Consider the following 21187-nt stretch of genomic DNA (forward strand, 5'->3'; position numbering starts at 1 on the left):
ACTATCATATCGTGGATTTGCCGCCAATCCTAGACGGTCAATTATTGGGTGCTTACCCTTTTTGCGCTCCGAACAGATATGGTCGAAACGTACGACAAAAGGCAGTTAACTCCGCCTTTCGTCCCACTCTCTTACTGTTTACTAGAAACTACTTGCTATTATCCAGAGGTTGATCATGTGGTAGATGACATCGGCCATCACACCTAAAAAGGCCACCCCACCAAGGTAATAGACATAGTACACTGCTGGATGTTTCACCCTTGTCGCCCCCTTTGTAACGCTCATAGCTTACCATGGGACGGTTCAAAAACAATCAGACGGCCTTCAGTAACACCAGTGGCTTAACCAACCGGCGCAACTTCTCGCCGCCGTGCAGCGGCCACAATGGCCTCCTGCTCAGCAATGGTCGCGGTGAACTGCCGCATCAGATCCCGCTCAACCACTTGGGCACCGTGTTGCTTAGCGCGCCAAGTAATCATTTGAAACTTCTTTTTCTCTTCTGACAGCTTTTCTGTTAACATATGGCTCCCCCCAAATACGATTCGCCAGTGTTCTACTGCTTGTCCCCTACATTATAAGCATATTCTATCAATCGGTCTACCCCTATAAGCCATTTATTACAAAATATTTACATAAACCCTTTAACCCCACTACTGGTGCAACCAGCGAGATTTGTCCGGATTAATTGCGCCCATTTATTACTATACTAATCGGATAAATCGTAATTGGTATACCTCAGATGTGCAACCGTTTGTCATAATGCTAAACCTTAGTTTCCCGCAATTGTTTAATGAATAAACGGTCATTGGTTTACTCTATTGGGAAGCCCTTACATTTGTCCATCGAATTCATTGTTTTTTTCAGTCAACCAGCGTAATCTTAAGTTAGACAATAAGAAAGAAGTTGACGCTGATGGCAATTGATCGCGAAAAATTTCCACCCCTCTACCGTACCGTCGCCAACAATGACGATGGCCTTGAGAGCCACTCTTACGTTCCCGGTGGCCTGGACGTTCTGACGAGTCATCCTTTAGAGGACGCTCCCGGCGCCAATCCTGAGCAATTTATCGGCTTAGCGCTCAGCACCTGCCTCAACGCCACGCTTGAAGCCATTGAGAAGAAGCGGGAGTTGCCCCACACTTCGCAGGTCCACACCATTGTGGAAATGGCTCGTGACCGTCGTGGCTTTCAGTTCTACCTCACGGCCGAGGTCAAGCTTCCCGGTGTCGATGCAGAGACGGCGAATGCTATGGTCGATCTCGCGGAGCGGCGTTGTCCCGTCGCAAAGTTACTAGGCGGCAGTGATAACGTCCAGGTAAGACTCGTTCAGGAGTTTACGCCGGTCACCGCCATCGATGCGGATTAAGCGCAAGCGCATTGTAGAATGGAACAAAGGGCGGTTAGCCAGCGATAATCGAAAAATCCCGGTTTTGGATTGCTTATCTATCAGGGCAACTACCCTTTGGCGCACATTTCAGAAACATACGTTTAGAGGCGCAAAAGGAGGCTGGGAATTTTATCCCAGCCTCCTCTTCCTTTTATCGCCGGTTCAACCGGTCCTTAACTCGTTCCCACAACGACCGCTGTGCCGGTTCCCCGTACACGAACGACCGCGATTTTCGTGGCGACCGCTTGTCATCGTGACCATCGTCCATGAAGACAATCTTGCGCCAGCGCTTGGCCTCTTCGTCACTCATGCGCTTTTTGCTCATTGACTTCAATCTCCTTTTTCCCCAACGCTAGTCCGCTGGGCTCTCTGTAGCCGTAAGCTATTTTTTCATGCGGGTAATCTGGCTGAACTCCCGAATAAAGTTCAAGATCTCGTGAGCCCGGTCATCGCCATAGACGTCGACCCACCCCTGAAAGCGACTATTGATTCGCTGCCGAATGACCCGTTCAGCTTTCGATCCTGCTGGAGTTGCCAACAGGTAGAGCCGCCGCCGGTCATTTTCATCGGGTTGTTGCCGCAAGTACCCCTGCTTCAACAACACCTTAATTTGCCGCGAAATAGCGCTACGCGTGACCTGTCGTTTACTGGCAATGTCCATTAGCGTCACGTCTTTATTCTGCGTAATGTCCCGCAAAATCAAATACTGCTCGAACGAAAGATGAAACTCCTTAGCGGGCTCAGAAACAAACTCGTCTAAATACTTGAGTGAACTCATGTAGACGTCAATAAAAGCGTCCAGTAATGATTCTTCTCGTTCAGCCATACTACCCCACCTACATTTCTCAAAATACGATTTTTATCTTAGCATTTACGCTTATCAAATACCAGTCTTTTTCACGCCGTTTTCACAGTGGTCTGGACCAACCTATGCTAGAATGGAAGTAGCTAACTAGCGTGGGTTGACTGGCCTTGCGTGTCGGCCTAACTGGTGGCAGCCCGAATGTTTTTTCGCCTTACCGGCTACCAGCTGGAACGGTGCAAACATCCGGCGACCGCATAGCTGACATTGTCATCCTATGGCAACATTAGTTTAGCCTTTCAAGCTAGTCAATTATTCAACTAGAAAGCGCGGTCATTTGACCAAGCTTCTGCTGACTGCTAGGCAAACGGTATAGTAAATCTAGTCATCATAATTTAGCTGTCCACCCGTAATAGTACCTGATTCCCGGGCCAACTGCCATTCATCTGCTGGTATATTCACTGGATATTAAGCAAATATTGAAAATTCTTAATTATCTGTGGTAATCATCCCGACAATCTAGTCGTCTTTTGGCCTTACCGATTGGCGGTCGCAGTGTGGATTGGCCCACACTATCAATCCTTAGCAATGATAGCGCTTAAACAGTCACTTAATTTAGTTACATTATATTCAAGGGGGAGAGTATCTATGTCACACGTTAAAAATCTAGCCGCTCTGGGGAGCCTGCTACTTCTACTAGCAGGCTGTGGCGCGCCTAGTCAACAGGAGCCCGAGACCAACAGCCACTCACAACAGTCATCATCCACGACTAAGCGCTCGCGGTCCAGTTCCAGTCAGGCCGCATCCTCATCTAAGGTCAGCTCCAGCAGCGCCTCACAGGCCAAGACGGCAACCTTTAGTCACCAGCAGTTCACCATCAACCACGTTACCTTCAAGTTGACCGGCGAGAAGATCACGGCCAGTGCCACGGCCAACCGGAATCTATTTGTTCTCTATTATACCGTGACCAACCATCAGGCTAAGGAGATCGTCCCCGCTGACATCTGGCAAGCTGCCGTTAGCGCCACGCAGAATGGCAAGCAGTTAGGCACCGGGAACCTCGCCTTCACCACCAGTCAGACCACGGACAATAATAAATTAAACCGTACCGTCATGCCCGTCAAGGCTGGTAAATCCGTCACTGGGCTGGCAACATTTGAACCCAAGACGATGCAACCCGTGACGGTCACCTTCAAGGATACCAATCACCAGGTCGTCCACGTCAGTCGCTACCCACTCAATTAGTGTTTCAGGAAAGGACTCACCTATGCCGCGTTTAATCGATCGGATTCATCAAGTCGAACTGGGCAATCTCGCCCAATTCATTCAGCTTTGTCAGCAGTTGGACCTCCCTTACTTTCTGATGGGCGGTTCACTGCTGGGGGCCATTCGTCATCAGGGCTTCATCCCCTGGGACGACGATGTCGACGTGGGCCTGCTACGGGCCGATTACGACCGCCTGCTGGCCCAAGCACCCAAGTTGCTGACTGGCACCCACTATTTCTTACAAACACCCACCAGCGACGAAAATTACGGTCTCAGCTATGCCAAGCTACTCGACCGCAATACTTACATTGAAGAAAAGAACAACGTCAATAACGCGCGTAAGGGCATCTTCATCGACATTTTTCCGCTAGACCGGATTCCATTGGACACTAGTCTGCAGCGCGAACAAATGGCGAAATTTCAGTTGTTGAACACCCGGATTCTCTTCCAGCTACGTTATCACTTGGTCGACAATCCCCTACGTAAGTTACAGAGCCCCTTATCACCAGAGCAGCTTGCCGAGACCAACGCCTTAAAGACCGAGCGAGACAGCGTCATGACCCAGTATCAAGCCGACTCGTCGTTGTTGCAGGTCAAGAACCTGGCTTCACAATACGGCTACATGAAAGAGGTCTTCCCCGTTGCGGAGTTAAGCGACCTAACCCCCGTCCCCTTTGAGCATCTAACGGTTCAGGTCCCCGCAACGTATGCTATCATTTTGACGCGTATGTATGGAGACTACATGGCCCTTCCGCCAGAAAATCAACGGACCGAAAAGCACTTAGAACGGGTGATTATGGATAACCAGGTCTTTACTGACTAAAATTTTAGGGAAAGTAGATGAGTTTATGGCTGATGATTATTTTGGCGCCATCCTAGTAAACGTTTCTAGCATGGAATTATCGATTGTTAATCTGAAAACGGGAACCCAGGTTGAACGGGTAAAATCGACCGTTGCCATTGGGGAAAATATTTACAACCATGAAGAAATCGATTTTGAAACCGTTGCTGACGCCGTGGAGGCTCTCCGCGGGTTTCTTCAGGTCATTAAGGACGACGGCGTGACCAACTACCGCATCTGGGGCTCCCAAGCCCTATCAACGGCACCCAACGCCGAGTTTATTCGTGATCAACTCTTTGTCCGTACCGGGTTACACATCGAATGGCTCTCCTTGGGGGAAGAGTCCTTCGTCCGTAACGAGGCGATTGCTTTACACCTTGACAACTATGTCGACCTGGTTCAGGACCACGCCGCCATTATTGGGTTGAACTCTGGCAGTACGACCCTGTCCTTCTTTGGCAACGGTAGCCTGGTCGCTTCACACAACATGAAGCTCGGTCCCATCCGTATCAAGGAAGTCCTGCAGAATCTGCGAGCAACGGCCCCTAATCCGGTCGACGTCTTGGACGACTACATCAATAGTAAGGTCGACGACTTCTACCGGTTTCTGCCACACGACCTCCGGACCTCATCCAACCAAGTGATCTTGATTGGGGCCGCTCCCATAAATAACTATTTTATTCCGAACGACAAGATCAGTCACACCTTATCACGTAAACAATTTACTAAGTTTACAAACGAAGTGGCTGGGGCATCCAACCAGTACTTAATGGAGCGGCTACATTTGACCGAAGAAAACGTCGAATTGGTCCTCCCCGAAGTCCTGCTGATTCAGAAGCTCCTGACGGTGGTTCACGCCGACAAGCTCCACCTGGTCAACTTAAATGTGCTCGACGGACTGACCACCAATCAGGCCATCGAAGCTGGTTACCACAAGTACCACTTTGAAAACCAAATCTTAGCGGCCGCCGATGACCTCGCCCACCGCTATAGGGTCGAACCCCATCACATGGCGTTGGTGCGCAAGTTCTCGCTACACCTGTTTGATCAATTACGCACATTACACCACCTCACGGCCCGCGACCGGCTGTTACTACAAGTGGCTGCCATCGTTCACGACATCGGCGGTTTCATCGACACCCACGAACATTATTTACACTCGGATTACGTGCTGAAACAGTCCGAAATGTTGGGCCTGTCCGCCGAGGAGACGCAGATCATCGCCGCCGTTTCCCGGTATCACAGCACCCGTACGCCCGCCGAGGACTTGGCCCACTTCCGGTTACTGGACCCCGAAAAACGCCTGACGGTTGCGAAACTTTCTGCGATTTTACGGTTAGCCGATGCGCTAGACGATGCTCATCAGCAGACCATCCAAAGAATTTCCGTTTCCGTCCGGACCAATAAGGTCATCATCACCGTCTTCAGCGACGACGAGTTGTCTTTGATCCGCTGGGCCTTCAACTACAAGGCGCAGTTCTTCACTGACGTCTTCGGTCTCCAGCCTGTATTGAAACAAAGGAGGTTACACAAATGACGTTGGATTACACGAAACCTAAATACTATACCAACCGAGAACTCAGCTGGCTCGACTTCAACGATCGGGTCTTAGAGGAAGCGCGGGATAAAGCAATTCCCCTGCTCGAACGGGTTCGTTTCCTAGGCATCACTCAGAGTAACGTCGACGAATTCTTCATGGTCCGCGTGGCGTCACTTTCCAAGTTAGCTGCCGTCAATTATCCCAAGCCAGACGCTTCTGGGATGACGGCGGAAGCCCAACTGTTAGCCGTTAACGCCAAGGCGCACGACCAAGTGGTCAAACAATACTCGACCCTTAACCGGATGTTATTGCCCCTGCTGGCTAACCTGAACATTCATTTGCTCACGCCCCGGGAACTAACACCGCAACAGCACCGATTTATCGAAAAATACTTCAACGATGAAATCTCCCCGGCCCTCACGCCAATGGCCGTCGATAGTTCGCGGCCGTTTCCATTCATCGGCAACAATACGTTGAACATCGCACTACGGCTCTACAAGAATGGCGATAAGAAGGACAAACGCTTCGCCACGGTTCAGGTTCCCGAGATCTTCCCACGAACCATCAACCTTCCCGGTGCCGACAACGATTTCATTTTGCTTGAGGATATCATTAAGACCTTTATCGGTAACCTCTTCATCGGCTACCAGGTCAAGGAAGCGGCCAACTACCGGGTCATCCGGGACATGGACTTGGACGTCGCCGAAGAAGACACGTCCGACCTGTTGAAGGAAGTCGAACAACAATTAAAGAAGCGAGAACACGGTGGCGCCGTTCGACTAGAAGTCGAAGCCGGCATCAGCCAATCGTTACGCGAACGGTTGACCTCGTCCATCAAGGTCCCTGAATACGCCGTTTACGAGATCGGTGGCCCCATCGACCTGACCTTCCTCAGCAAACTGACCAAGCAGATCTCTGGTCACGACGACGAGAGTTACCCGAAGTTTACCGCCGCGCGAACACCGGGACTCCAGCCGGACGATGACGTCTTCAAGACCATTCGCCAACACGACGTTCTGGTCCATCACCCCTACGATACCTTCGCGGCTGTGACCGAACTGATTCGTCAGGCCGCCTGCGATGACGGGGTATTGGCCATTAAGATGACCTTATACCGGGTCTCTTCGAACTCGCCGATCATTAAATACCTTGGCAACGCCGCCCAAAACGGCAAACAGGTGACCGTGCTGGTCGAAGTCAAGGCCCGCTTCGACGAAGAAAATAACGTCCACTGGGCCCAACAGCTAGAAAAGATGGGCTGTCACGTCATCTACGGGCTGATTGGCTTGAAGACCCACTGTAAGCTGACCCTGATCGTTCGGCGGGAACCGGACGGGATTCGCCGCTACATGCACATGGGAACTGGGAACTACAACGATGTGACCGCCCACTTCTACACCGACCTTGGCTTGATGACCACCAACACTGACATGGGGATCGACGCCTCCAACATTTTCAATATGCTTTCGGGGTACTCGGAACCGCCATACTTCCATCAGCTGCACATGTCACCGGACGGGATTCGCGACTTCATTACGGCCAAGATCGACCAAGAGATCGTCAACGCCAAGGCCAACCAGCCCGCCTGGATCGAAATGAAGATGAACTCCCTGTCCGACTCCGCCATGATTGCCAAGCTCTACGCGGCGTCCCACGCGGGCGTTCACGTCAAATTAATTGTCCGGGGGATCTGCTGCCTAAACGTTGGTATTCCTGATATCAGTGAAAATATCGAAGTCCACTCCATCGTAGGCCGTTACCTGGAACACAGCCGGATCTACGGCTTTGCTAACGCCGGTGACCCCCAAGTCTACCTTTCCAGTGCCGACCTCATGACCCGGAATCTCAACCGGCGGGTCGAACTGCTCTTCCCCATCTTGCAACCCGACCTCCGTCAAGCGGTCTTTGACATTTTCTCCACGCTCTGGCATGATAACGTCAAGACACGGGTCCTGCTGGCCGACCGGACTTACACGCGAGTCGACCGGCGTGGCTTGGAACAATTGGATGCCCAAGAAGAGTTCATGGCTCAAGCAGCGACCCGCATCAAGGCGGCCACCACGCATCACGAAAAGGCCACCAATGCGCCGCGGCAGTTTAAGCCAATGCTGAGCCCTAAGAACCAACCAAAATCCCCCATTGATCGGAGTCCTGAATAATATGGAAAACTTAGTCGTCATTGATCTGGGATCAAACTCGGTCCGAATGACCATTAGCGAGATCGACGATGCTGGCAACTACAAAACTGTTAACCAAGTCAAACGTTACGTCCGGCTCTCGGAAAACATGGGGGACGAACAACTCCTCCAACCTGTTGCCATCGAACGGACGTTAGCCGCGTTAACTGATTTCAAAACGATCTACGACCAGCTTGACCACAAGCAGATCAAGGCCGTTGCCACGGCTGCGGTGCGTCAGGCTAGCAACCAGAAACAATTCTTGAAACAGGTCAAGGATCAGTTGGACCTCACATTTACCGTCATCTCCGGGGCCAACGAAGCCCGCTACGACTACCTGGGCGTGGTCAACACCCTGCCCATCGTCAACGGTCTATTGGTCGACACGGGGGGCGCCTCGTCCGAACTGATTCTGGTCCAAAATCGGCAAATGAAACAGGTCGTTTCCATCCCACTAGGCTCCGTGACCTTGTCACAGGCCTACCTGGAAAGCGACCGGATCCAAGCCGACTCCCTGTTCGCTGCCATGACCTTCGTCAACAACGTCTTAAACGACGTCTGGTGGCTCAGGGAGGCCGCCAATCTGCCCGTCATTGGGTTGGGTGGCGCCAACCGAACCCTGGCTAAGATCAACCGCCGTAAGAAGAACTTCCTCAATTTCGAAGATGTTCACGGCTACAAACTGACGGCTACCGACGTTTACGCCACGCTAACGCAGCTTCTAGGTCTCGATTTAGCCGGACGGAAAAAGGTGCCCGGTCTGTCCAAGGATCGTGCCGACATTATCATTGGTGGCCTGATTCCGGTCGCCCTGCTGATGCGGCTACTGGATTCGCAACAGATCACTTTCTCCAACGCCGGCTTGCGTGACGGCATCCTCTTCGACCGCATCAACGAGATCAAGAGCCATCCGGAATAGGTTGTGTTAGTGCTTTAGGACCAGAATGTGCTGAAAGTGGCCGCCTACGGCTTCCAGGGACTGCGCCTGCTATGGGGTCGGTTCCAGCCTTTGGCTTCCACCTCGACTTGAAGCCACGCAGAGTTCGCGTGTCTCCAAGGTCGTCCCACGCTGTAACCCGGGAAAGAACCCCAGCTAACACCGTCGACACAGCTGGCTTCGTCCCTGGCTTCCTTCGGCTGAGATTGATCACTGTTGCGACTGGCATTATGTCATATGGTGACCCGTCGTATCCATGGATGACTGCTGATTATTGGTGATCTCGTTGGTTGCAGTTAGCTATCACGATATTCGTAGCACTACAAGTTAATTAAAAATTTCAGTTCCGACAAAGGGAGTTGACTCAGCCGAATGATGGCTGGATCAACTCCCTTTTTATTATCACAATTGGTATGACAATGATATTAGCATGATAATTAGACAATCTGGTTGGCCCTTCGCCTTACCGGCCGCCAGATATGGGTTGGAAACGGTGCGGACGCGCCTGAGCCTATATCTGCCGGTCTCTCGGCTTACACGGTGTGCGTAGACGACGAAAGATAATGACTGTATCAGATGTTATCGATTGGACCGAAAGCGCCAAATCCCCCACGTTTTCCGACCGTTGGTGATAGAACACAACCTGAGCCGGAGGAGGACAGGGATGTAGCCAGCCGTGATTATGGTGTTAGTCGGTGATTTCCCGACTTACAGCATGGGCGACTTTGGAGACACGTGGTCTTCGTGGCTTCAAAGCGAGCGAGAAGACTGGTGCTTTTCCAGGCTGAAGCGTCCCCACAGCAGGCGGAATCCCTGTCAGCCGTAGCGCGGACAGCTAAGAACAATTTAATTTTCTGAAGCTTCTGGCACCTGAACAATGTAAGGCCCCAACCGCGGCACGTCGACAATCTCAATCGGTGTCTGGAACGTTTCGGCTAGCAGGTTCGCCTGTCGAAGGTCGGCCGGTCGTCCCTGTGTCACCAGCCGGCCCTGTTTGACGAGCCAGAGCCAGTCGCTGAAGCGGAAGGCTTGATTGATGTCGTGGAGCACCTGGATCACCGTGATACCCGTAGCCGCCAGCCGACGGAGCTGTTGCATCAAGTCCTGCTGATAATGGACGTCCAGGTACGTCGTGGGTTCGTCCAGCAACAAGACCGCGGGTTCCTGCGCCAACGCCGCGGCCAGCCAGACACGTTGCTGCTGACCACCCGAGAGGTTCTGCACGTGTTCATCCGCTAACGGCGTCAAACCAGTCGTCGCCAGATAAGGGGCCACCTCGGCTGCCGGAACCGTTTGTAACAGACTATGATATGGGAGTCGACCGGTCTGGACGACCTCGCTAACCGTCATGTCGTCATACAACTGGTGGCGTTGCGTCACCATGGCGACCCGTTGTGCCAATGCTTTAGTGGTGTAGTTATTCAATGATTGGCCCGCTAACGTAATCTGGCCAGCGGCAATTGGGAGTTGGCGCGCCAACAATTTTAGCAGCGTCGACTTGCCGGCTCCATTTGGCCCGATGATGGTCGTCACCTGCCCCGACGGAAACGTTCCCGTAACGTCCGTGATGCCCGCGGCTTGGCGTGGATATTGGTAGCTAACGTGTTGACATTCCATGAAGACCCCGCCCCCGTTGTAAGAGAATAATGACAAATGGTCCACCGATAACGGCCATCATAGTCGCCGCCGAGATCTCGCTGGGCACGATGACCGTCCGGCCCAACGTATCCGCTGCCAGCATCAACCACGCGCCAGCCAACATGCTAAAGGGAATCAACGTTTGATAGTCGTGCCCCACTAGCCGGCGCGCCACGTTGGGTACCACGATCCCGACAAATGGAATCGCACCCACGACCGCCGTCACGCTGGTCGCCAGATACATCCCCAGCAACAGAAGACTCCAACGAATCACTTTGACCGGCACCCCCACATTTTTCAGGGCCGCATCCGTTAATTTTAGATAGTTCGCCCAGGGGGCCAGCACCAGCGCCACGAAAAGACCAACGACGCCTAAAATCAGAAGCGTCGTGGCATCCGCCCACGTCAGGCCGTTAAACGTACTGTGGCTGACCTGGGTCGCTCCACTGCTCAACAGTTGCTGTAGCCCGACGAAGGTCGCATCCAGCGCAACCCCGACAATGATCAACCGGAAGGGGTCCGCCAACGCTCGGCCACTGGTTAAAATGACCAACGCGACTAAACCACCTAATAGCGCCATGAGCCACGCACGACCGGGCAACCATGGTAGGAGCATGGCCCCACCTAATTTGAAAAAATCAGCCGCCGAACTGATTCCTAAAATACTAGGATCAGCAATCGGATTCCGAAAAACGGCCTGAAATAGGGCCCCCGCCACGGCCAGACTGCCCCCACAAATCAAACTACTCAAGATTCGGGGCACCCGTAACGAAAAGACCGTGACGAAGGCCTGACTACCGTGGTCGCTAAGCGCTACGCTTAGTTGCCGCGGGCCCAACCATACCGTCCCGGCCATCAAGGCAATCGCGATGGTCACTAGCAAGAGGCCAATGACCCCACCGTACCACCAATTGGCGTGTTGCTTCATGCGGCCGCCCCCTTCGGATATAGCCACCGACTGACTTGATTCAACGCCGTCACGACTCGCATGTTGGCGGTCGCATCGAAGGTCGGTTCCTGGAGATCGTAAACGCGGTGATGCTTGACCGCCGCCGTCCGGGACCACATGGCATTTTGCTTGAATTCCTGATCAAATTGTTTCGTTACCATTGTCGGCATGGCATGCTCCAACCGTAAGATCACCTGCGGATCAGCCTTTTGAATGGCTTCGTCGCTGGGCGCCATGTATTCCTGTGAGTGGCTGGCAAAGACATTGCGACCACCCGCCAAATGGACCAGATCGCCCACATAAGCGCGGTTAGTCGCAATCATATAACTAGCCCCGGGAAGGCCCATTAGGACCAGGACCCGCGGTTTTTGCCGATTCTGGGCCCGTTTTCTGGCATGTTGCTTCGCCTGGTCGATCAACCGGACCTGTTTCTTCGCTGCGGCCTGGCGATCATACCGCTGGCCCAGCTGGGTTAACGTCCGCTCAAGGTGCGCCACGCTGGTTAGGTCGAGAAAGTGTGGCGTCACGTGTTGCGCCTTAAACGCCTTACCGAATTGATCGTCCAACGTTGTGACCGAGTACACGGCGGTCGGCTTCAAGGCCGCAATCTTTTCCACACTGGGATTCATCGGACTACCCACCTTTGCCAGCTTACGATACCGCTGGGGTAGCGTATTACTGGTCGTGGGCACGCCGACTAAGGGTAAATTAAGCTTGTCGGCAATCTGAACGATTGCGTAGGTCGTCGCGACGATTCGCGGCTGATTGCGCTGCGATTGTTGTCGCTGCCAGGCAATACCGCCACCGATCAAGCCGATCACAATCAGCGTTGCTAGGGAAATGAGTCCCACTTTTCTTGGATTTTTCATACTGCCACCCCCTAGTGTCGCCCGAAGTACCACCAACTACCGCCACCGACGAGTACCACGATTGCCACGACCCCACCGATCAGGCCACCCCAATGGGCCTTTTGCTTGGGAACCTGGTCAGCAGCACTGGTGGCTTGGGTCTTGGCAGATTTACTCGACGACGATGCCGTTGGTTGCGACTGACTGCTACTGCTACTGCTATTGCTTGAGCTGCTATCTTTGGCCTGCGCTCGTGCCTTAGACGTTGACTGCTTAGCCGCTGCTTGTCGTGACTCACCCGCTCGCTTCTTAGCCTGCGGTGCTTGCTTGGCAACGCTCGAGCTGGTTGCCTGCTTGGCCGCACTGGCGCGATGATTAGTGGCTGCTTTGGTCGTCTTTGCGGTCGTTAGTGCTGGCAAGCCCTGCGTTTTAAATTTAAACGAAATGTTGTGGGTCGCCTTGTAGACCTTAGGCACGTAAATGGACAGCTTCGCGTTGATATCGCGTTTCAAATCGGTCGTGGTAAATGAATAGTACAAATGGAAATTACCGGCACTATCCTTGGTCTTCCGGACATTTTCCGGAGCGCCACCATTGACTGATAGCACCTTAACTGGCCAGCTCGTCAATTTCTTGGCGGTCTTGATATCCATGGTGACCACGTACGCGTGATTCTTCACGGTGACTTGGGCTGGCCGGACAAAATACCCACTGGCCATCGACGTCTGGGTCGTGCCATATTTCAATGCCGAATACGAGATGGCTTGGGCGTGGGCCGTGACGGGTAAGAGGCCCCCGAACACGAGTAATGCCGCGCTTAAACACCACTTGACTAACTTAGACATGCCGCTTGCCTCCCCAAATCAACAGAATTCCTGCCAGCAAGCCCACTACCCCGTAGGCCGCTGCTGACGACGAGCGCTCACCGGTCGCTGGCAACTGCTTTTTAGCTGCCGCCGGGGTCGCCTGCGTTGCCGGAGCCGTCGCGGTATCGGCCGTCTGGTGAGACGTTGTCTTCTTAGGCAACGTCGGAACGCCCGTGGCTTGTTCCTGCGTTTTGGCACCGCTGGCCGCAAATTGGAACCGAATCGGGAACGTCTCACTGATGCTCATGACGGGGACCGTGACGTGAATCTTTCCTGGAATCAGGCTACGCGTCAGGTCACTGGTTCGCTGGATGTTGAACCCATAGACCATCGTATAGTTTTTCCCAATTTCACTATAGGTCACCTGGCTATCCGCAACCGGTTGACCGTCGATCGACTTGGGGACCACCGCCTCTGAGCCTAATTTCAATGACTTGGCGTAACTGACCATGAGCGTCACCCGGTAACCCCCGCCATCAGCTGGCGTTACCCGGGCAACTCCCGTGTAATATTTATTGGCATCCGACAAACTCATCTGATCACTCTTCAAGACTTGGTATTTCCAATACTCGGTCTGCGCGGTGACCCTTGTGTTCTCGGCGGAACTAGTGCCCGTGCTCGTACTTTCCTTAGTCGTTGGCGCTGTACTGGACGAGGTTGCCGCCTGATCAGTCGACGATGACTGACTGCTAGTCGTCACTGCCGCCCGTGCTAGCGTGGTGGCCTGGGTCAAAAGATCAGTCGTCGCGGTACTGCCACTCAACTTCTTAGCAGCCGACCAGGACAGGGCCAACCGCGCCTTTTCGTTCATGGCACCCACCGGCGTCGTCAGCTGAAAGGCCGCGGTCAACGGACTGGTCTGCTTGGTCAAATTAAACTGGTAGATGGCCTGTGACTCGACCTTTTTGACCAGCGTGACGGTCTGACCACTGACCTTCATTGACTTGATATACTGCTCGCCATTGGATGTGAGCAGCACGGTCGATTGCGTCCCGCTGACCCGCACGACCGCCTGACTGCCGAAGAATTGATTGGCATCCGACGTTGCGTTGGTTTTTTCCTTTATCATTTTCACTGGGACTTGGTAAATGCCATCACCACTAACCGCGGCTTGGGCAGTAACGCCCTGGCTCCAGTTGATTGCTAGAATTCCAGCGATCACGAGTCCTAGTAGTCGTAAAACCCATTTCACTTGTTTCATCATTGCTCCCCCGTTCCCTATAGTTAGACCTGATTGCCGGTTACCGCCACCAGATCATATTTTGCATTATGTAAGCAGCCGTCATTTTCGTCGACGGCCGTTGTGACTCAACCTGTAAAATTAGTTATCCACTTAAAGTATACCAGTACCGACCTATAAGACCATTGGCAATTGCCCGCATAAATCGACTGTACGACGTTTAAGACCACTATCAGGTGCTTATTTCAGCGAGTCTACGTTTAGCAAAAAATCACTACCCATTCCGGCAGTGATTTTTACACCTACTTAACGGTTACCGTCTTGGTAACGGTCTTGTATCCGGCTTTAGTGGCCGTAACTTTCAACTTCCAGCTCTTCTTAACGGCCTTCTTGAGCTTGACCGTGTAGGCCTTCTTCTTGGTCGTGACCTTGCCTAACGTGGTCTTACCGCGCTTGACCGTAACCTTGGCACCCTTAGTCGTGGTTCCACGAACCTTCTTCGCCTTGTTCTTAACCCGCTTCGTGGTCAACTTGACCTTGGTCTTCGCCTTAGCCTTGGTCGTCTTCTTGGTCGTTGTCGCTGGCTTCGTTGTTGCCTTTAAGGTACTCGTCTTGAACGCTAACGTCGCGGCTTGCTGCATGGTGACGTTTTTCCCGTTCATTGGGACTGTTAGCTTAAAGCCCAGCGCTTGGTCGGCCGTCAGATCAACGTCGCTAAACGTATACGTGTTGCCAGTCGCTGCTTTGGTGACCTTGGCTTCCTTCTTGCCTAAGGTGAGGCCGTCTATGTAGTTTGCTGCTGCAGCGGTCGCCGTCAACGTTACCGTTGCCTTTTGATCCTTTACGGTAACTTTAGCTTCTGGATTGAAGTACCCAGCCGCTTCGGAAGCCGTCTTTGTTCCCGTCTTGAAAATGTTGAAGCTAACTCTGTATGTTCCATTAGCTAACTTCGCTGGGTTCAACGCAGCCGCCTGAACACTTTGCGTTGGCGTTGCCACTTGACTCAGTGGAATTCCTGCCCCCACACCAGATAACATCAATAAAGCACTCATCACAGTCAGTGATTTTTTCACGATAAATCCCTCCAAAGTGATAGATAGTAAACTTATTTGTGAATCCGATTTCATATTAGCACGATTAGTCACTCAGCACCACAATTTAGCGCCCAAACTATTAAAAAAGGGAAACGGATTTTTAACCGTTTTCCCAGTAAATAACCAAACCCAATTTTTAGGTGGCTCGTCACTTATCACCCGATTGGCAGGAATCGGGTGATAACTAGATCTAATTTTCGGCTTGACCCACCTTATATTTATTCATCATAATTCTGAGAAAATAAGCAGCTCCTGAGCAGTGATTACCCAATATGATTTTCGTGAAGAATCGCGTTAACTTCCTTCTGTTGTTCTTCGGGTTTCGCCCATTCTTGAAATTCTGTGAAGTCTTCAGCGGGCATCTCATAGTTTTCGTTCACGTAGTCCTCGTAGGCCTGAACGTGCGGCGTATGGGCAATGTTCAGCTGCAGAATTCGGACTTGCTTGATCAATTTTCGCTCAACCGCTAACTCTGCCCGGCCATTTTGGACCATGTTACTAATTTCCATGTACTTGCTACCATCTAATCGCGTAATTTCTTCGATCAATGTAAATGTTTCGTGACTTTTCATTTTAGCTTACCTCCGCACAATGTTTGGCTTGCTCGAATCCGGGACAAACGTATCAGGTCCTGCTTACGTTCCGAACGTCCGTGGTCGAAATGGAGAGCAAAAGTCAATTTTGCTTAACAGTAGAGCGACTATTTCAAACCGAGATGATTTGTCTACCGCCAGCAACGTTCATTGACTAACTGCCCGCTATCCCACTCGCAGCCCAATAGCTCTAGTATACCGTGATTTAGAGCAAAACAAAACCACTACCAGGGAATGGCAGTGGTCGGCATAAGAGAGAAAGAGAATTGATTAGAAGGTAATTATTAATACCTTACAGGTAATAATATACCCATTTTTGTAAGCGCTGTCAATGGATTTCTGAAAATAGTTACTATTTTTGATTGTTATTTGGGATTATCAGTTGGGGGGCTCACCACTTAGTCCCTACTCCTACTTGGACTCCGTCGCCACCAGACGGGGGAATGGTGGGAAACGAAAAAGATTTCTTTTTTTCGTCAGCGCGTGAAAGATGTCCGCAAGATTCCAAACAAGTTGAAACCTTCGTCAAAAAAAGAGGCCAGGAAATCACCCTTCCCGGCCTCGCCATTTAGTCTTCACCAAATGAGAGATAAAACCTCTATTCAATTCATTGGGAAATCAAATAAAGGGGTAAATAAATGGTAACTTAAAGATACCACGCTACATGATAAAAATCTATCTGTTTTATCATTATTCTCTAATTTATTTTACATTAGTGGTTGCATTGTTGTCATGCAGGACCGTTTCTGGATGAATCAAATTGCTTGGATGCTGCATCACGTCACTCACTGAGCGACCAGAAACGTTAACTAAACAAGCCAAAACAAAGACTACTCCCACCGCCAACGTCAAAATACGGTTGCTCCAGCTCATTTTTTCGCTGATGACTGACCCGTAGAAGTCCTTTTTGACCGCCGCAGCCACATTATCATCGTTAGGCGCCGCTGCTTGCCGCTCAGCCGTGACTTGTTCCTGGTAGGCATCGATGTCAAATGACTTCTGGTTCGTCTTCATTTGACGTTGGAAGTGCTTCTTTTCCTTCTTGGTCTGGGTCTTGAACCACTTTGTGAATTCGCGGTAGTGTTTAACCACGTCATTGGTCAAGCCGATTTCCTTCAACGTTCCGTAGTGAATCCAGGCAACCCGGTCACACAGAATCTCAACTTGCTTCAAGGAGTGACTAACAAAGACGATGGTCTTGCCTTCATCCTTGAATTCGGAGATCTTGTCCACACACTTTTGGTAGAAGGTATCGTCCCCAACGGACAACGCTTCATCGATGATCAAGATATCCGGGTTAACGTGCACGGCGATTGAGAAGCCCAGCCGTGACTTCATCCCTGACGAATAGCTCTTAACGGGCTGGTACAGGAAGTCACCAATGTCCGCAAAGGAAACAATGTCGTCCATCAACCCATCGATCTCTGTATTAGTCAGTCCCTGCATCAAGGCCTTTAACCGAATGTTTTCCAGTCCGGTCAGATTCCCTCTTAGTCCGGCACCAATGGCGATGATTGAGGTATCCCCCTTAACGTCGACCACCCCAGTTGTTTGGGGAATGATCCCGGAAATGATGTTGGACAGCGTCGACTTACCAGACCCGTTGACCCCAATTAACCCCAGCGTTTCGCCCGGCTTAACTTCCAATGAGATCCCCATCAGTGACCAGAAGTGCGGCACCTTAGAATTACGCAACGAAAAGAAGGCCCGGAGCTTTTCAGCTTGGCTCTTATACAGGTCATATTCCTTCGTGACGTTTTGAACCTTAATTTTGTAAGAATTATCCATGAATTAAACTTCCTAACTCAATTATTAACGTTACCTATACGGCCCGTCAGCGAACCGGGCTTAGTCTGTTGTATTATACCAAAAAAATTGGGGTAGTGGGAATTTTCTGGTCGAGCTTAGTTTTTTCTTTAGACCGTAGACTAGTTAGTTGGTATAAAATGACTGCACCACAGCTGCCAGGGAGTCCGCCTGCTGTGGTGACGCTTCAGACTGGAAGGTCACCAGCCTTCCCACACTTTTAAGTCGCGTGGAACATGCGGCTTAAAAGTCGCCCACATTACGTCATCCCCAGCAAAAAAAGAACGTCGCCCTCCTCCAATGAGAAATGCAACGTCCGTTAAAAATAAGTTTTCCTAACTAAGTGCTCGGGCAGAGACCCAATAGTTGGTTTTGTCACCACTGAACTGGATACGATACCAAGTCGTCTTGTACGCCGTCTTGATGCCCCGTAGGTTAACGGTCACCTTCGTCCCCGCTTTACTCCCGGCTGGCCAATTGAAGGTCTGCTGGTCGAAATGGGTCTTTTTGACGTGGTTATACAAGGTATATTTGCTAAATTTACCGCTAAGCTTCTTCGTACCAGTAGCTGCTGAGTACGCAACGGCATCATACTGAGGACTTACAGCTGGTTCTCCAGCCGCGACCCAATACTTTTTCGTCCCGACCTTGATCCGGTACCAGGTACTCTTAATGCCATCTTGCGTCCGCGTGGCTTGGTTGTCAGCCGCATAGCTCTTGGCAGTCAACTGATTAAGCTGCCCCACAGCCTTCGCAAGGTACGGTGAATTATACACATGATCGTAGTAGTACCCGCTAGACGCACTGTCTACTTTGACGGTTGCCGCGCCCTTTTTATATTTTACCGTGGGCAAGGTCAGCGCCTTCCCATAGACCCAGTACTTCTTCGCGGTCGCACTCCTACTGAACCGAATGCGGTACCACGTGGTCTTCTTCCCGGTCGTTGCGGACTGCTTGACGCCGCGCATATCTAAATAAACTGGCTTATCAATGGTGCCACCGACCTTTGTCCAAGCCGTCTTCTTCACGCTAGCCCGGGTGCCCTTAATGTGGTTGTACAGGCGATAGCTCGCATACTTACTGCCGAGTCGTCCCGTCTGCCCACTATCACCGCCATGATACTTTGCGGTGTCGTAAACCACTGGCTTAGTCGTGCTAGAACTGCTAGACGAACTGCTGCTGGCACTTGAACTGGAGCTTGAGCTACTAGAATTGCCATCTAAGCTATCTAAATTGTACTGCTGAATCAACGAAATCAGACTACTACCATAGACTGGCGATGTCGCGTACGTATTAGTCAGGGCATTCGCTGCATCCGCATACGTGGCCGCGTTCTCCCGCCAGGTACCACTGTAAATGGCCGGATTGTAACTCGTCCCATTACGGAGCAATGTGGCATTATCCGTCATTGAGGCCTTAGCGTTCGGGTATTTCCGAAAACTGGCATTGGTGTAATACAGCTGCCCGTTCGCGTCATACTCCGCCGTCTGCATGGTCACAGATTGACCATTATAACTACCCTTAATACCAAAGTAATTGTTCGCCTGGGTCGTTAGTGCACTGGTCCCCCAACCACTCTCTAACGCCGCCTGAGCCATCATGACTGACGGATACAACTTATACTGGTTGGCGACCGTCTGTACCGGACTCTTTAATTGCGAAATAAAGCCCTGGGGATTCGTCGTAGCCGCATGGCCGTTCGTGATACTGATGCCACCCGTGACCGCACCCAACATGAGTGCAGCCGCAAGCCACCATTTCGTTCGTTTCATCTTACAAGTTCCCCCTTAAAATCGCTTTCAGGACAAGAATACCATACCACGGCAACTCGGAGAAAGAAAATTTTATGCAGAAACTTGTTTAATTTTGCCACCTAGTCTAATTGGCTCGCAGCGGCCTCATCAAGAATAACGGTGACATTCGGATGAGTCTGCAAATAGCTGGCTGGTACGTCCGGTGTAACGGGGCCTTGAATCATAGCGGCAACGGCTGCGGCCTTAGCTTCACCATATGCGACAATCAGAATTTGCTTGGCTTTCAGAATGGACCCCACGCCCATGGAATAAGCAAAACGGGGCACTTCATCAGCATTGTCGAAGAAGCGGGCGTTGGCGGCAATGGTCGATTCGGTCAAGGCCACCTTGTGGGTCGTCGATTCAGGATCTGTCCCGGGTTCATTGAAGCCAATGTGGCCATTTTGACCCAGACCTAATAATTGTAAGTCAATTGGATTTTCTTTAATGATGGCATCGTAACGCTTCGTTTCCGCAGCGGCATCGGCGTTCGTCCCATCTGGCACGTAAGAGTTGGCAAAGGGCTTCGCGTTAAATAGATGTTGTTGCATAAAGTAATGGTAACTTTGCGGATGATCCGCAGTCAACCCTACGTATTCGTCCAGGTTGACTGAGGTTAATTGACTGAAGTCCAGGTCGCTAGCCACCAGTTGTTCATAAATGGTTACCGGTGTGCTTCCCGTAGCTAATCCCAGAACCTTTGCACCGTTGGCTAATGCCTGCTCAAAAACCTTAAAGCCGGCTTGGCCCCCTGCTTGCTTGTCGCTAACAACCTGTACATTCATATTCGTCAATTGTTTCATATCATTCAGTCTCCCTCTCTAATGGTATAGTCCAATTATAAATGCTCTAGACCAGTTTTGCAAGCTTTTTGCTCAGGTATTCCAAATCAACTTGGAAGTTACCACTTAACTCTGAAAAATATAATTAAGTTACCTAATTGTTGAAACAACTAGTAGTTATTTCAAATTTTATTTAACTGTGAAAATTACCGTTCCAAAAAAATTTCATTTCATTTAACACTAACTCGTCACCCCATCATTTACATCTCGAAAAAACGATTTTCCCGACAAGCATCTAATCCCCTCTGGCCGTATAAAAAAGGACGTCACCGTCTATCGATGCCGTCCTACTTCCGCCGAATCCCTCGGCGATTAGCGCTTAATTCATTTTGCTGTTTCCGGAACTTTTCAAACGTTGCGTCCCGTTGTTTCTGGTTTTTATGGGAGTCAACTCGCTTCGTGTACTTCATTGTTTTCACCTACGTTTTCATTTTACATTTGAATGTACTATACAACGAAAACCTGATTTTCGCAAGTAAAGGACACCTGAACGGACCTCGCTATGATGGTAACCGCTACTGGTCAATCTGCTGTGGGGACGCTTCGGCCTGGCGTATGAGCTCCCGACTCGATTTGAGGTCGCAACTCCAAAATCGCCCATATTAGTAACTAGCGACTAACTTCAGACA

General features: G+C 51.1%; 20 protein-coding genes. 6 read left to right on the forward strand and 14 right to left on the reverse strand.

All coding sequences use genetic code 11. From position 1 onward, the window contains the following. Window positions 1–341 precede the first annotated feature (341 nt). Window positions 342–521 carry a hypothetical protein gene (locus FC99_RS09505; protein ID WP_048732282.1) on the reverse strand — a complete coding sequence of 60 codons (180 nt, stop codon included), beginning with the start codon at window positions 519–521 and terminating at the stop codon, window positions 342–344. Window positions 522–912: 391 nt separating this feature from the next. On the opposite strand from FC99_RS09505, the gene FC99_RS09510 reads away from it, so the two are divergent. Next, on the forward strand, window positions 913–1365 hold the full coding sequence (locus FC99_RS09510) for an OsmC family protein (protein WP_048732283.1): 453 nt from the start codon (window positions 913–915) through the stop codon (window positions 1363–1365). Window positions 1366–1537: 172 nt separating this feature from the next. On the opposite strand, the gene FC99_RS14005 is transcribed toward FC99_RS09510, so the two are convergent. Then, complete coding sequence (locus FC99_RS14005) at window positions 1538–1711, reverse strand: hypothetical protein (RefSeq protein WP_164480530.1); 174 nt, start codon at window positions 1709–1711, stop codon at window positions 1538–1540. A 57-nt stretch (window positions 1712–1768) separates the two neighbouring features. Beyond that, window positions 1769–2212 carry a MarR family winged helix-turn-helix transcriptional regulator gene (locus FC99_RS09515; RefSeq protein ID WP_048732285.1) on the reverse strand — a complete coding sequence of 148 codons (444 nt, stop codon included), beginning with the start codon at window positions 2210–2212 and terminating at the stop codon, window positions 1769–1771. Window positions 2213–2836: 624 nt separating this feature from the next. Between FC99_RS09515 and FC99_RS09520 the strand changes: the two genes are divergently transcribed. From FC99_RS09520 to ppx, 5 genes are read left to right on the forward strand one after another with little or no spacing between them, the layout of a single operon-like run. After that, entirely contained in the window at window positions 2837–3433 is a 597-nt protein-coding gene (locus FC99_RS09520) for a DUF5067 domain-containing protein (protein WP_048732286.1), read from the forward strand. Between the two features lie 22 nt (window positions 3434–3455). Then, on the forward strand, window positions 3456–4277 hold the full coding sequence (locus tag FC99_RS09525) for a LicD family protein (RefSeq protein WP_048732288.1): 822 nt from the start codon (window positions 3456–3458) through the stop codon (window positions 4275–4277). Between the two features lie 25 nt (window positions 4278–4302). Further along, complete coding sequence (locus FC99_RS09530; protein WP_048732290.1) at window positions 4303–5832, forward strand: Ppx/GppA phosphatase family protein; 1530 nt, start codon at window positions 4303–4305, stop codon at window positions 5830–5832. A 2-nt stretch (window positions 5833–5834) separates the two neighbouring features. Further along, window positions 5835–7994: an RNA degradosome polyphosphate kinase gene (locus tag FC99_RS09535; protein WP_235805905.1), complete on the forward strand. Its 2160-nt coding sequence runs from the start codon at window positions 5835–5837 to the stop codon at window positions 7992–7994. 1 nt (window position 7995) lies between these two features. After that, entirely contained in the window at window positions 7996–8931 is a 936-nt protein-coding gene (ppx, locus tag FC99_RS09540; RefSeq protein WP_048732293.1) for an exopolyphosphatase, read from the forward strand. 864 nt (window positions 8932–9795) lie between these two features. Here the strand turns inward: ppx and FC99_RS09545 are convergent. The 11 genes from FC99_RS09545 to FC99_RS14365 all read right to left on the reverse strand — a co-directional run bounded on the left by FC99_RS09545 (window position 9796) and on the right by FC99_RS14365 (window position 20968). Further along, window positions 9796–10566 carry an ABC transporter ATP-binding protein gene (locus FC99_RS09545; protein ID WP_048732294.1) on the reverse strand — a complete coding sequence of 257 codons (771 nt, stop codon included), beginning with the start codon at window positions 10564–10566 and terminating at the stop codon, window positions 9796–9798. Continuing rightward, complete coding sequence (locus tag FC99_RS09550) at window positions 10547–11515, reverse strand: iron ABC transporter permease (RefSeq protein WP_048732296.1); 969 nt, start codon at window positions 11513–11515, stop codon at window positions 10547–10549. Before FC99_RS09550 ends, FC99_RS09545 begins: the two co-directional genes overlap by 20 nt. Next, the gene (isdE, locus tag FC99_RS09555) at window positions 11512–12405 is read right to left on the reverse strand and encodes a heme ABC transporter substrate-binding protein IsdE (RefSeq protein ID WP_048732298.1); all 894 of its coding nucleotides are present in this window, start codon (window positions 12403–12405) and stop codon (window positions 11512–11514) included. The genes FC99_RS09550 and isdE overlap by 4 nt, the downstream gene beginning before the upstream one ends. Before the next feature lie 11 nt (window positions 12406–12416). Further along, a complete protein-coding gene (locus FC99_RS09560) occupies window positions 12417–13229 on the reverse strand; it encodes an NEAT domain-containing protein (protein WP_048732300.1) in 813 nt (270 codons plus the stop codon). Continuing rightward, window positions 13222–14451: an NEAT domain-containing protein gene (locus FC99_RS09565; RefSeq protein ID WP_048732302.1), complete on the reverse strand. Its 1230-nt coding sequence runs from the start codon at window positions 14449–14451 to the stop codon at window positions 13222–13224. The genes FC99_RS09560 and FC99_RS09565 overlap by 8 nt, the downstream gene beginning before the upstream one ends. A 281-nt stretch (window positions 14452–14732) precedes the next feature. Continuing rightward, the gene (locus FC99_RS09570; protein ID WP_048732303.1) at window positions 14733–15503 is read right to left on the reverse strand and encodes an NEAT domain-containing protein; all 771 of its coding nucleotides are present in this window, start codon (window positions 15501–15503) and stop codon (window positions 14733–14735) included. Window positions 15504–15787: 284 nt separating this feature from the next. Next, window positions 15788–16096 carry a hypothetical protein gene (locus FC99_RS09575; RefSeq protein WP_048732305.1) on the reverse strand — a complete coding sequence of 103 codons (309 nt, stop codon included), beginning with the start codon at window positions 16094–16096 and terminating at the stop codon, window positions 15788–15790. A 723-nt stretch (window positions 16097–16819) separates the two neighbouring features. Continuing rightward, window positions 16820–17905 (reverse strand): ABC transporter ATP-binding protein, encoded by a 1086-nt coding sequence (locus FC99_RS09580; protein ID WP_048732307.1) that lies wholly within the window; start codon window positions 17903–17905, stop codon window positions 16820–16822. A gap of 353 nt (window positions 17906–18258) precedes the next feature. Next, window positions 18259–19695, reverse strand: coding sequence for a glycoside hydrolase family 73 protein (locus tag FC99_RS09585; protein ID WP_048732308.1), 1437 nt, complete (start codon window positions 19693–19695; stop codon window positions 18259–18261). Between the two features lie 101 nt (window positions 19696–19796). Further along, window positions 19797–20501: a glucosamine-6-phosphate deaminase gene (locus FC99_RS09590; RefSeq protein WP_048736242.1), complete on the reverse strand. Its 705-nt coding sequence runs from the start codon at window positions 20499–20501 to the stop codon at window positions 19797–19799. 344 nt (window positions 20502–20845) lie between these two features. Beyond that, on the reverse strand, window positions 20846–20968 hold the full coding sequence (locus FC99_RS14365) for a hypothetical protein (protein WP_125544371.1): 123 nt from the start codon (window positions 20966–20968) through the stop codon (window positions 20846–20848). Between the last annotated feature and the right edge of the window lie 219 nt (window positions 20969–21187).

Source organism: Levilactobacillus koreensis JCM 16448 (assembly GCF_001435525.1).
Classification (GTDB): Bacteria; Bacillota; Bacilli; order Lactobacillales; family Lactobacillaceae; genus Levilactobacillus; species Levilactobacillus koreensis.